Origin of the sequence: Arthrobacter sp. ZGTC212, from assembly GCF_002929255.1 — a bacterium.
Classification (GTDB): domain Bacteria; phylum Actinomycetota; class Actinomycetes; order Actinomycetales; family Micrococcaceae; genus Arthrobacter_B; species Arthrobacter_B sunyaminii.
In genome coordinates this window covers 1,142,960-1,154,323 of the sequence record NZ_PJIJ01000001.1, presented here as the reverse complement: position 1 = coordinate 1,154,323, position 11,364 = coordinate 1,142,960, and the positions used below count along the sequence as shown (strand labels likewise).

12 protein-coding genes are annotated in these 11,364 nt (G+C 67.8%); 8 read left to right on the top strand and 4 right to left on the bottom strand.

Annotation, left to right across the window (positions count from 1 at the left end; translation table 11 throughout):
* Positions 1–21 precede the first annotated feature (21 nt).
* From CXQ89_RS18550 to CXQ89_RS05620, 5 genes are read left to right on the top strand one after another with little or no spacing between them, the layout of a single operon-like run.
* Positions 22–666, top strand: coding sequence for a DUF4129 domain-containing protein (locus tag CXQ89_RS18550; protein ID WP_219815560.1), 645 nt, complete (start codon positions 22–24; stop codon positions 664–666).
* Positions 663–1,883, top strand: a complete 1,221-nt coding sequence (locus CXQ89_RS05635) for a DUF4350 domain-containing protein (protein ID WP_104160530.1) — start codon at positions 663–665, stop codon at positions 1,881–1,883. The genes CXQ89_RS18550 and CXQ89_RS05635 overlap by 4 nt, the downstream gene beginning before the upstream one ends.
* Entirely contained in the window at positions 1,880–2,989 is a 1,110-nt protein-coding gene (locus tag CXQ89_RS05630) for a MoxR family ATPase (protein ID WP_104160529.1), read from the top strand. The genes CXQ89_RS05635 and CXQ89_RS05630 overlap by 4 nt, the downstream gene beginning before the upstream one ends.
* 14 nt (positions 2,990–3,003) lie before the next feature.
* Positions 3,004–4,296: a DUF58 domain-containing protein gene (locus CXQ89_RS05625; RefSeq protein ID WP_104052557.1), complete on the top strand. Its 1,293-nt coding sequence runs from the start codon at positions 3,004–3,006 to the stop codon at positions 4,294–4,296.
* A gap of 3 nt (positions 4,297–4,299) precedes the next feature.
* The gene (locus tag CXQ89_RS05620; protein ID WP_104052558.1) at positions 4,300–5,001 is read left to right on the top strand and encodes a DUF4166 domain-containing protein; all 702 of its coding nucleotides are present in this window, start codon (positions 4,300–4,302) and stop codon (positions 4,999–5,001) included.
* Positions 5,002–5,008: 7 nt separating this feature from the next.
* On the opposite strand, the gene CXQ89_RS05615 is transcribed toward CXQ89_RS05620, so the two are convergent.
* The 4 genes from CXQ89_RS05615 to CXQ89_RS05600 are packed head-to-tail and all read right to left on the bottom strand — an operon-like array spanning position 5,009 to position 8,940.
* Positions 5,009–6,118 (bottom strand): hypothetical protein, encoded by a 1,110-nt coding sequence (locus CXQ89_RS05615; protein ID WP_104160528.1) that lies wholly within the window; start codon positions 6,116–6,118, stop codon positions 5,009–5,011.
* A complete protein-coding gene (locus CXQ89_RS05610) occupies positions 6,102–6,482 on the bottom strand; it encodes a chorismate mutase (RefSeq protein WP_104052560.1) in 381 nt (126 codons plus the stop codon). Before CXQ89_RS05610 ends, CXQ89_RS05615 begins: the two co-directional genes overlap by 17 nt.
* Positions 6,483–6,541: 59 nt before the next feature.
* Positions 6,542–7,696 (bottom strand): tRNA 2-thiouridine(34) synthase MnmA, encoded by a 1,155-nt coding sequence (gene mnmA / locus CXQ89_RS05605; protein ID WP_104052561.1) that lies wholly within the window; start codon positions 7,694–7,696, stop codon positions 6,542–6,544.
* Positions 7,693–8,940 carry a cysteine desulfurase family protein gene (locus CXQ89_RS05600; RefSeq protein WP_104160527.1) on the bottom strand — a complete coding sequence of 416 codons (1,248 nt, stop codon included), beginning with the start codon at positions 8,938–8,940 and terminating at the stop codon, positions 7,693–7,695. Before CXQ89_RS05600 ends, mnmA begins: the two co-directional genes overlap by 4 nt.
* Before the next feature lie 144 nt (positions 8,941–9,084).
* On the opposite strand from CXQ89_RS05600, the gene CXQ89_RS05595 reads away from it, so the two are divergent.
* The 3 genes from CXQ89_RS05595 (at position 9,085) to CXQ89_RS05585 (ending at position 11,362) form a co-directional block, all read left to right on the top strand.
* Positions 9,085–9,756 carry a uridine kinase gene (locus CXQ89_RS05595; RefSeq protein ID WP_146067203.1) on the top strand — a complete coding sequence of 224 codons (672 nt, stop codon included), beginning with the start codon at positions 9,085–9,087 and terminating at the stop codon, positions 9,754–9,756.
* Between the two features lie 153 nt (positions 9,757–9,909).
* Positions 9,910–10,872 (top strand): J domain-containing protein, encoded by a 963-nt coding sequence (locus CXQ89_RS05590; protein ID WP_181032232.1) that lies wholly within the window; start codon positions 9,910–9,912, stop codon positions 10,870–10,872.
* A gap of 22 nt (positions 10,873–10,894) precedes the next feature.
* Positions 10,895–11,362 (top strand): tRNA (cytidine(34)-2'-O)-methyltransferase, encoded by a 468-nt coding sequence (locus tag CXQ89_RS05585; protein ID WP_104052564.1) that lies wholly within the window; start codon positions 10,895–10,897, stop codon positions 11,360–11,362.
* Positions 11,363–11,364: the final 2 nt, after the last annotated feature.

Here is an 11,364-nt window from a genome sequence, read left to right as displayed (position 1 = left end):
GGGCCGGTGCAGGGGTTTGGGGTGCGGGAGGTCCCGGTGCTTCCCGATGCGGATCAGGGTCGGGAATGGGCCGAGCAGGAATTGTCCCGGCCCGTGTACCAGGCCGCCGAGCCCACCCTGCTGGAGCGTTTCTGGCGGTGGGTGGGCAACTTCTTTACCGAGCTCCTCAACGGCATTGCCGGTTTCGATCCCACCGTTGGCGTGGTTCTCCTGGTTGTCGGGGCGGCAGCGGTGCTGGCCGCAGCGGTGTTCCTGGTCCGCCCGCGGTTGAATGCGCGGCGCCGCCGGGAGGTTTTCGACTCAGGCGAAGTCCGGATCGCAGTGGATCACCGCAGGCTCGCCGAGGAGGCAGCCGCCCGCGCTGAATGGGACACGGCGGTGACCGAACGTCTGCGTGCCATCATCCGTTCGGCCGAGGAACGTGTTGTCCTCGAGCCCCGTCCCGGCCGCACGGCTGCAGAGGCGGGACAGATCCTGGCCGGGTCTTTCCCCTCAGCCTCGGACGAAATCATCTGGCTGGCCCGGCGGTTCGACGACGTCCGGTACGGCCATCTGCCGGCCACCTCCGGTGACGCGGAGCGGGCCGGCGTTCTGGATGCTTTGCTGGAACGCCTGTCTCCCGCAGTTCCCTCCCCGGCCCGTAACACGTTGGCGGTGCCACGGTGAGCGCCCCGCACGCGGGCAGCGCACCCCCGGAAGCCGTTCCGGTACCCCCGGCAGGTCCGGACCGCAGTCCGACGCTCAGCGAAACCGTGCGGACCCGGCTGCGGGCGTGGCGACTGTGGGTCATTTTGGGCCTGGTGCTGTGCTTCGTTGTCCTCCTGGCCGTCCTCGGGGGATCCGGCGATGACGATACAGCGCTCTCCCCCGCAAACCCCGCCCCCGCCGGTGCACAGGCAGCGGCAACGATCCTGGGCAACCGGGGCGTGGACGTTCAAGCGCCGGACTCCTATCAGGAAGCCGTTAACATGCTCCAACGCCGGGGCGGGCAGTCAACGCTGTTTCTGTACGACCCCAACGGCTTCCTGGGGGCGGACCAGCTCGCGGAGTTGAACGGCCTTGCCCGTCGGCAGGTGCTGGTGGAACCCGGCTTTGTCCAGCTCACCGAGCTCGCCCCGCAGATCCGCTCCGCCGGGGTGCTGCCGGAGCAGGACACCGGTTTGGAGGCGCAGTGCGATGCTGCGGACGCCTCCGCCGCCCAAAGCATCGACGCCGGCGGTTTGGCCTACCGCGGGCCGGTCACCTGTTTCCCCGCCTCCGACGGCGGTACCGGGGCAGGATCGTACGCGGGCAACGACGACGGCAGCGTCATTGTCCTGGGCAATTCCGCACTGCTGGCCAATGAGTCCCTCGCCAACCGGGGCAATGCGGCACTGGCGCTGCGCACCCTGGGTTCCACCGAGACCCTGGTCTGGTTTTTGCCCACTGTCTCGGATGTGCCGCCCGCGGAGGCACCTGCCGATTTCCGCACGCTGCTGCCCGGATGGGTGGATCCGCTGCTGCTGTGGCTGCTCGTCGTGGCGGCACTGGCGATGCTCTGGCGCGGACGCCGGTTGGGGCCTCTGGCCGCCGAACCGATGCCCGTGGTGGTACGGTCCGCAGAGACGGCGGAAGGCCGCGCCCGGCTGTACCAGGACGCCCGTGCAACGGACCGCGCGGCCCAAACACTTCGCGCCGCCGCGCTCACCCGCCTTGCCGCCCGGCTGCGGCTGGGGCCCGGAAGCAGCACCGACACGGTGGTCCGGGCGGTCGCCGCGTCCACCGGCCGGCCTGAGGACGAGGTTAATTCACTGTTGAACGGGGCTCTGCCTGCAGGCGATGCCGCGCTTGTTCAGTGGTCACAGGATTTGCAAGCCCTAGAGGAAGAGGTCTCCGCATCATGAGCCAGCAGTACCAGCCGCAGCCCCCGGGAGCCCCGCCGTCACCCACGGCCCAGGTCGGTGCCAAAATAATCAGGACCGGGGAAGCGCCGGGAGCCGGAGTTGCGGAGCAGGCCGCTTCCTCAGGGCCGGACGCCGGCCGGGATGTTGACCCGGGCACCGATCCGGTCCGCCAGGCCCTGCTTGACGTCCGCAGGGAAGTGGCCAAGGCCGTAGTGGGCCAGGATGCCGCGGTGACGGGGCTGATCATTGCGCTGCTGGCGCGGGGGCATGTGCTCCTGGAGGGGGTTCCGGGCGTCGCAAAAACTCTGCTGGTGCGTTCCCTCTCCGCCGCCCTGTCCCTGGATACCAAGCGGGTGCAGTTCACCCCTGACCTCATGCCCGGAGATGTCACCGGCTCGCTGATCTATGACGGCCGCACTTCGGAATTCTCCTTCCGGGAAGGACCTGTTTTCACCAACATCCTGCTGGCGGACGAAATCAACCGCACCCCGCCCAAGACCCAGGCATCGCTGTTGGAAGCCATGGAGGAGCGGCAGGTGTCAGTGGACGGAGTGTCTCGTCCGCTGCCCGATCCGTTCATTGTGGCGGCCACCTCCAATCCCGTGGAGTACGAGGGCACGTATTCCCTGCCGGAGGCCCAGCTGGACCGGTTCCTGCTCAAGCTGACCATGGACCTGCCCGGGCGGGACGACGAAATTGAGATCATCCGCCGGCACAGCGGCGGTTTCGATCCCCGGAACCTTGGTGCCGCCGGAGTCCGTCCCGTTGCCTCTGCTGCCGATCTGGAGTCAGCCAGACGCGCCGTCGCCGAGGTGGAGGTCTCCCCCGAAGTCCTCGGCTACATCGTGGACCTGGTCCGGGCAACCCGGAGTGCGCCGTCGTTCCAGCTTGGTGTCTCCCCGCGCGGCGCCACGGCACTGCTGAACACTTCCCGCGCCTGGGCCTGGCTCTCGGGGCGGCCCTTCGTCACGCCGGACGACGTCCAGGCACTCACATTGCCGGCGCTGCGGCACCGGGTGTCGCTGCGCCCGGAGGCACAGATGGACGGTGTCTTAGTCGACGGCGTGCTGGGCAGCATCCTGGCCACCGTTCCGGTACCGCGCTAGGTCGCCGGTCTCTGATGGCGATCTCCGGCCGGCTGGTCTTCCTTGCCGCAGCGGGTTCCGTGGCGGTCCTGCTCTTTCCGGGCGCTGCCTCGATCACGCTGTGGCTGGTGTTTTTGTGCGCCGCTGTCGGCGTTGATCTGGTGGCGGCTGCATCGCCGCGCTCGCTCACCCTGGAGCGCACCGTTCCGGGAAGCGTTCGGCTGACCGAGCCTGCCGCCGCGGTCCTGACTGTCCGCAACACCGGCACCCGTACCCTTCGCGGCAGCTTCCGGGACGGCTGGCAGCCTTCGGCCGGTGCCCTGGACCCTGTGCAGCGGATGCAGATACCCGCGCATGAAGCCCGCCGCTTTGAGGTGCGGCTCCTTCCGGAGCGCCGGGGTGACCTGCACAGTGAATCCGTCACTGTACGCAGCTTCGGTCCGCTGGGTCTGGCCGCCCGCCAGCGCACCCTGCCGTGCCCCGCAGTGCTGCGGGTTCTCCCCCCGTTCCACGCCAAACGTCACCTGCCGTCGAAACTGCGGCGGCTGCGGGAGCTGGACGGCAACACCACGGTGCAGATGCGGGGTGCAGGAACGGAATTCGATTCCCTGCGTGACTATGTGCGCGGGGACGATGTCCGGTCCATCGATTGGCGTGCCACGGCCCGCCGGCGGGACACCGTGGTGCGGACCTGGCGTCCGGAGCGTGACCGGCGCGTGGTGCTGCTGCTGGATACTTCCCGCACGTCGGCTGCCCGGATTGGCGATGAACCGCGGCTGGACACCGGCATCGAAGCCGCCCTGCTGCTGGCCATGCTGGCCTCCGGCGGTGCCGACCGGGTGGACTTCCTGGCCTTTGACCGGCGGATCCGGGCACGTGTCCAGTCCGGGGGAAAGGGCAACCTCCTGCACCGCCTCGTTTCGGCGATTGCCCCGCTGGACGCCGAGCTGATTGAAGCTGACTTTTCCCTGGTGCCCGGTGCCGTCCAATCCGTCTCCACCCGCCGTTCGCTGGTGGTGCTGATAACTGCCCTGGATTCCGGCGCACTCGAAGAAGGGCTGCTGCCGGTGCTGCCGCAGCTGCTGGACAAGCATGTGGTGGTGGTTGCCTCGGTCCGGGACCCGGAGCTGGAGGAACTGCGGCGGCAGCGGACAACGGCCACCGAGGTGTTCCGCGCAGCAGCGGCGGAGCGTGCCCTTCTGGACCGGGCAGCGGTCAGCGCCCAGCTGCGGTCCATGGGTGCCGAGGTGGTTGACGAAACCCCGCACGAGTTGCCGCCCAAGCTCGCGGACCTCTATATCCGGCTCAAAGCTTCCGGAAGGCTCTAGATCATGGCTCCAGCCGAACCAGCAGCGGTTCCCCGCTCCGTTTACCGCCAGGTCCTCGGATCGGACTTCGAGCGGCTCCAGCCCGCGCTGCAGGAGTACTTCTCAGCAGCGGCCGGCGGCGGCGTGTACGGCGAGGGAGAGGGCGTTTTCGAAACCGCCGGCTGTCCCCGGCCCTGGCTGCGGCCGCTGCTCAAACTAGTTCCGGTATCGAATGCGTTCTTCCCCGATTACGGCACCGGCATTCCCTTTACCATCCGCAACTACCCGCATCAGGATCCACAGGGCAGGCCGTCGCTGACCGCGGTGCGGACCTTCCGGTTTCCCGGCGGCAACCGGACCTTTGAGGACACCACCACGCTGACCGGTCCGGGGCATCTGACTGATTATCTGGGACGGAAACGAAATCTGGCCACTGATTTGGTGCTGTCCGTGACCGGGGAAGGGCATCTGCTCATGGATTCTCCGCGCAGCCGGCTGTTCCTGGGCCCGCTGCGGCTTCCGCTGCCTGGCTTTGCTGCTGCGGACGCACATGTGGAGCAGTGGTACGACGACGGCGAGGGCGTCTTCCGCATCCGCACGCGGGTGGTGCAGCGGCAGGTGGGTACCATCTTCGTCTACGAAGGAAGCTTCACTTACCGGCAGCAGCCCTGGGACGGCGAACTTCCGGCCGAGGCAGTGCCTTCCCGCTGGGAGCGGCGGGTATAAGAGCCGGTTAAGTTCCGGTGCCCCAGCCCTCGGCGGCCACCTGGGACAGCGCCTGCGCAGTCTGCGTGAGCCGGCTCAGGGCCTTCCGGGCGGACGACGGCGATACCTCCGCCAGCTCGGCGGCCGGTGTCAGGCGAAGCGCCGGAAGCGCGTTGGCCGACAGGCCGATTTTGGTCCACGGCCGCAGTACATCCTCCACCAGGGCTTTCACTTGGCGGGGCTCAGCGTTCCCTGCCGGTTCCGGCAGTATTCCCAGCCACAGCGACTTTCCGCTTTCGACCGCTTCCGCAATTCCTTCCCAATCCGCTCCGGTAAGCCCGGCGGCAGGCAGGGCCGCGCCGGTTGCGCCCGCCCCCAGTGCCAGGGCAAAAGGTGTCTGGGCTCCGGGGCGAAGCACCGCGGAGCGTCCGGTCTCCGGCAGGCGCAGGACGATCTGCTCAGCCCCCGCAAGGGTCAGTGCCTCCATGAGCTGGGCCCAGGCGGATGACACTTCCGTGGCCGGCACGGAGCGCAGTGTCCGGTAGCCGCTGGCCGTGGGAATGGCGCCGCCGAGAATTTCGGCGATGTCGGGCTCATCGAGCTGGACGATAATGCCGGCGTCCGGTGCGGCTGTGCGTGCACGCGCCACATAGTCCACTGCGCCTGCGGTAAGTGACTGCAGCAGTTCCCGGCGGGCTCCGGCGTCAGAGAGGGCACGTTCGCCGTTGTGCAGGTAGAGACCGGCGGCCAGGGACAACGGACCGCGCAGCGAAATCTTCAGCTGCCTGCCCGGGGATTCCTCGGCGCCCACAACATCGGCGAGGGCATTGAGATCCTGGCTCAGCAGGGAGACTGCCCTGCGGTGGTCCTTTCCGGGCCGGGGCACCAGGCGCCAACCGTGCGGCTGGAGGTCCACGGCGAGGTCCACGAGCAGTGCGGCGGTCCGCCCCAGGGCGTCGGCGCCCGGACCGCGGTGCGGCAGTTCCACCAGGAACGGAAGATGCGGCGCACCGAGCTCACCGCGGATGATTCGGGTGGCTTCCACCGGGTCATCGCCCGGCCACGAGCCTAAGGCAGTGGCCGTGACGGTGGTGGATTCCGGCTGCTTAGTGTCCGTCTGGTTAGAGTCCTGCTGCATTGCTGTTGCCGCCGTTGTGGTTGTCGGAGATCGCCTGGTGGTGCCGGATGACCTCGCTGATGATGAAGTTCAGGAACTTTTCCGCGAAGGCCGGATCCAGGTGGGCGTCCTCGGCGAGCCGGCGCAGCCGGGCAATCTGGGCCACTTCCCGTCCCGGGTCAGCAGGCGGCAGATCGTGCTCCGCTTTCAGGTACCCCACCCGCTGGGTGGCCTTGAAACGTTCCGCGAGGAGATACACCAGAGTTGCATCGATGTTGTCGATGCTGCTGCGGACAGCCAGCAGTTCCTGCATAACGTCGTCGGAAATTTTACCGGCGAGGGAACTGGCAGCGGGGTCGAACTCATCTGCGGATGTTTCAGTCATGGCTCCAGTCTAGAGTCCGGCCCGCGTGCGGCAGAGCACGTTACGCCGGCCCGCCCGGATCAGGACACCGCGGCGGGATCCCATTCCAGCGAACGTGCCGAATCGATCGTGGCCTGGCCCAGGACGCGGGTGCCCTGGTAGATAACCATGGACTGGCCCGGAGCAACGCCGCGCATCGGTTCGTTCAGCCGGACGACAAGCTCCTCGCGGACGCCGCCGTCGGCCTCATCGGAGGCAACATCTTCCATCCAGCCGCGGGCGGCCACGGGATCGCCGTGGGCACGGACCTGGACCATGCAGTCAAACTGGGTGCGGGCCTCAATCTCGGGGATCGGCAGGCCGGCCCAGGAGATCTTGATGCCGCGCATCTGGTCGATGTTCAGCAGCTTCTCCGGCCCCACGACCACCTTGTTTTCCTTGGGCCTGATTTCCAGCACGAAGCGGGGCTTGCCGTCGTCGGCCGGGCGGCCCAGCTTCAGGCCCTTGCGCTGGCCCACGGTGAAGGCGTTGGCTCCGGGGTGCGTGCCGATCTTCTCGCCGGAGGAATCGACAATGTCGCCCTCCGTCATGTCGATGCGCTCTTCGAGCCAGCCGCGGGTGTCACCGTCGGGGATGAAGCAGATGTCGTGGCTGTCCGGCTTGTTGGCCACGGACAGGCCCCGCCGTTCGGCTTCAGCGCGGACCTCGGCCTTGGACGGGGTTTCGGCCAGCGGGAACATGGAGTGCTTGAGCTGTTCATGCGTGAGCACGCCCAGCACGTAGGACTGGTCCTTGGCCCAGTCCGCGGCGCGGTGCAGCTCCGGGTTCCCGTCGGCGTCGGTGATCACCTTGGCGTAGTGGCCGGTGCAGACGGCGTCGAAGCCCAGGGCCAGTGCCTTTTCCAGCAGGGCGGCGAATTTGATCCGCTCGTTGCAGCGCATGCAGGGGTTGGGGGTGCGGCCGGCGGCGTACTCGGCCACGAAGTCATCCACCACGTCTTCCTTGAACCGCTCGGAGAAGTCCCACACGTAGTACGGGATGCCGAGGATGTCGCAGGCCCGCCAGGCGTCGCGCGAGTCCTCGATGGTGCAGCAGCCCCGGCTGCCGGTGCGCAGGGTGCCCGGCATGCGGGACAGCGCCAGGTGGACGCCGACGACGTCGTGCCCGGCTTCCACTGCTCGTGCTGCGGCTACAGCGGAGTCCACTCCGCCGCTCATTGCTGCCAAAACCTTCATGAAGTAAAACCTGTTCCTGCTGTTTGGATGCTGCTGACGTGGGAAGCCATACCGGCCTTTTTGGCCCGCTCATAGGCTTCGGGAAGTGCGTTCAACAAGGTGTCAACGTCTGCGGCCGTGGTTGTATGCCCGAGGCTGAAACGCTGCGCACCGCGGGCCTCGGTCTCGCTCAGTCCCATGGCCAGCAAAACGTGTGAGGGCCGGGGAACTCCCGCAGTGCACGCCGAGCCGGTGGAGGACTCCACCCCGGCCAGATCCAGCAGGAACAGCAGCGAATCGCCTTCGCAGCCCGGAAACGTGAAGTGGGCGTTGCCCGGCAGCCGGCGTGGCCTGCCTTGCTGGCCGGTATCCCCGCTGTGGTCCTCCCGTGCGCCCCGAAGCACTGCGTCCGGAATTTCGCGCTCCACCCCGGCGATCAGCGTGTCCCTCAGGTTCCGCAGGCGGGCGGACTCAGCGGGAAGGCTTTCCGTGGCTTCACGGGCTGCAGCGGCGAAGGCCGCAATGCCGGGGGTGTCCAGGGTTCCGGAGCGGATGTCCCGCTCCTGCCCGCCGCCGTGCATCACCGGCGTGAGTTTCACGGCCCGTCCAACCACGAGCGCCCCGACCCCCACCGGTCCGCCGATCTTGTGACCGCTGATGGCCATGGTGTCCACACCGGCCGCCCGGAAGTCCACCGGCAGTGCGCCGAACGCCTGCACAGCGTCGGTGTGCACCGGCACCCCGTATTCGTGTGCCAGCGCAGTGAGCGCGGGAATGTCCTGGACCGTGCCCACTTCATTGTTGGCCCACATGACGGTCAGCAGGGCGGTGGTGTCTGCGTGGGCGGCAAGCTCGGCCCGGATGGCTTCCTCGGAGACCACGCCGTCCTGATCCACCGGCAGCCACACCACGGTGGCACCCTCATGCTTTTCCAGCCACTGGACGGTGTCCAGGACGGCATGGTGCTCAATCGGGGAACAGAGGATCCGGGTGCGGCGCGGGTCGGCATCACGCCGGGACCAGTACAGCCCCTTGACGGCCAAATTGTCCGCCTCGGTTCCGCCGGAGGTGAAGATGATCTCCGAGGAGTGGCAGCCTGCGGCGGCGGCGAGCGCTTCGCGCGATTCCTCCACCACCATCCGGGCGCGGCGGCCGGAGCCGTGCAGCGAGGACGGATTGCCGCTGCGGCTAAGTTCTGACGTGAGTGCGGCGAGGGCCGAGGCCGAGATAGGCGTGGTCGCCGCGTGATCTAGGTACACGGGCACCTGATCATTCTAACGGGGATCGCAACCGATGCCGATTGGAACTGGCACAATGCCTCTGTGACCACTCCGCCTCCCCCGCCGGCGCTCCCGGTTTGCCCTGTGCCTGTCCGCCGGGCTGCGCTCCTGCAGAACCTGGCGGCATGCTTGTCCGGCAGGTCCCCCGGCTGCCGGGTATTCGCGGCGGTGGACGGCGTTGACGGCTCCGGGAAAACAACCTTTGCAGACGCCCTGGCTGCCGAGCTGGCCGGTGCCGTGAACCCGCGGCCGGTGATCCGGGTGTCACTGGATGACTTTCATCACCGCCAAGGCATTCGGTACCGACGCGGCCGACGTTCGGCAGCCGGCTTTCGCCATGATTCCTACAACGTGGAACAGTTTCGGGCCTACGTCCTCGACCCGCTGAAGCCGGGAGGCGGCGGGAGCTACCGGCCCGCCGGGCACAGCCTCGTCACCGACGCCGTCCTGTCCCCGCCCGAGCTGCCCGCCCCGGCCAACGCCGTCGTGCTGGTGGATGGACTCTTCCTGCACCGCCGCGAACTGGCGGCGGATTGGGACTTCTCGTTGTTCCTCGACGTGCCGTTTCCCGTGACCGCGGCTCGGATGGCTCAGCGCGACGGAACGCCGACGGATCCGAATGATCCGGCCATGCACCGCTACGTGGGCGGCCAGCTTCTCTACTTCGCTGACACGGATCCCGCGGGCCGGGCCACGGTGGTCGTGGACAACACCGATCCGGACCGCCCGCGGGTCATCCCCGCTGCCGCGGCGAGTTATCACTCTGTCCGCAGAGTTGCCCGGTCCGTCCGGGAAACATAGTTCACCCTTCCAGCGTTATAGCTGGTGCAGCCTTATGGCTGCCGGTTTGGCCGGTGACGCTGCCAACCTGAGAGAATGCAACCGCTGTGAAACCTGCGGCGCCATCCGCGCGCTGTGCCTGCCGGGTCTTCCGGCCCAATGAGAGGATCCGCTGTGAGCCCGTCGCCCAAGACGCTGTATGAGGTTTTGGGTCTTACCCCCTCGGCCACAACGGACCAGATCAAGACGGCCTACCGCAAAGCCGCTCGCGCCACCCACCCGGATCACGGAGGCAGTGCCGAAACGTTCCATGTCATCGCCGAGGCGTACGAGGTGCTGTCCAACCCGGAGCAAAAAGCGGCGTATGACCTGAGCCTGGGCCGCGGCTCCGGCGGGCGGCCCGGAGCCGCTTCCAAACCGGCGTCCTCCGCCCGCACCGGCTACACCCGCGGCGGATCACCCTCCCCCGACGAGGCCCTGGCCAAGACCCCGCGCTTCGTCCCGGACTTCTCCCCCGGTTCCCCGCCGGTGCTGCCGCTGGCACTGGCCGGACAGCAGGTCCACGGATCCCCCCGCAGGCCCGGATTCATGGCGCGCCTGGGCTCCGGTGCGGGCGCCCGGTACGACGGCGAGGTCCTCACCATTCGCCTGCTTGAACGCACCCTGCTGCCGGATTATCCGGCAGGACGGCTGGTCAACGGCCTGCATCTGCCGGACCGCTCTCCCCGCGGCGGCAACCTCAACGTGGGCCATGTGCTCCTGGGCGGCTACCGGATGGCCGTCCTTGAATCCCAGGTTGCTTCTCCCGGCAATTACAGCTGGGACGGCCGGCACCTGCGCTACCGCGGCAAGGAGGTGTCCATTAACCGGCTTCCGGATGCCGTGCGCACCCTCCAGGACCGCTTCCCGGAGTGCAACGTCAGCGGCTGGGTGGTGCTGCACAGCCCCAACGGCAATCCCTTTGAACCCGTGATCGACTATCCGCCGTCGCTGAGCCGCAGCGCCCCCGCCATGGTTCACGTCGCCAATGCCGGAACCCTCCAGCGCGAACTCAAGCGGTTCTTTAGCGAAGGACCACAGGCCAACGCGGTGCAGCTCCCCGTGCTTGGCGGACTCCTCGATGCAACGGTCCGCTAGCTGCCGGGCTTAGGATGGGGTTGTGTTCCGCATCCTCTTCCACACCCCTGAAATCCCCGGCAATACCGGCAATGCAATCCGCCTGGCCGCCATTACCGGAGCCGAACTCCACCTCGTTGAGCCCCTGGGCTTTGAGCTGGAGGATTCCAAGCTGCGCCGCGCAGGGCTGGACTACCATGACCTGGCCGTCCTCCACGTGCACCCCACCCTGGAGGCCGCGTGGAAAGCCCTTGCTCCGGAACGGGTCTATGCCTTCACCTCCGACGGTGACACGTCCTACACGGACATCGCCTATCAGCCCGGCGATGTGCTGATGTTTGGCCGCGAATCCGTGGGACTGCCCGAAGAGGTAAAGCAGGACCCGCACGTTACCGCGCGTGTCCGCCTGCCCATGCTGCCGTCCCTGCGCTCCCTGAACCTTGCCAACTCCGCCTCCATCGCCGTCTACGAAGCCTGGCGCCAACACGGCTTCGCAGGTGCCCAGCTCTAAGG

Excerpts from the sequence above, each read along its gene's own strand:
- mnmA (WP_104052561.1), bottom strand. The coding sequence starts at position 7,696 with ATGAAGGTTTTGGCAGCAATGAGCGGCGGAGTGGACTCCGCTGTAGCC.
- CXQ89_RS05620 (WP_104052558.1), top strand. The coding sequence starts at position 4,300 with ATGGCTCCAGCCGAACCAGCAGCGGTTCCCCGCTCCGTTTACCGCCAG.
- CXQ89_RS05630 (WP_104160529.1), top strand. The coding sequence starts at position 1,880 with ATGAGCCAGCAGTACCAGCCGCAGCCCCCGGGAGCCCCGCCGTCACCC.
- CXQ89_RS05615 (WP_104160528.1), bottom strand. The coding sequence starts at position 6,118 with ATGCAGCAGGACTCTAACCAGACGGACACTAAGCAGCCGGAATCCACC.
- CXQ89_RS05610 (WP_104052560.1), bottom strand. The coding sequence starts at position 6,482 with ATGACTGAAACATCCGCAGATGAGTTCGACCCCGCTGCCAGTTCCCTC.
- CXQ89_RS05625 (WP_104052557.1), top strand. The coding sequence starts at position 3,004 with ATGGCGATCTCCGGCCGGCTGGTCTTCCTTGCCGCAGCGGGTTCCGTG.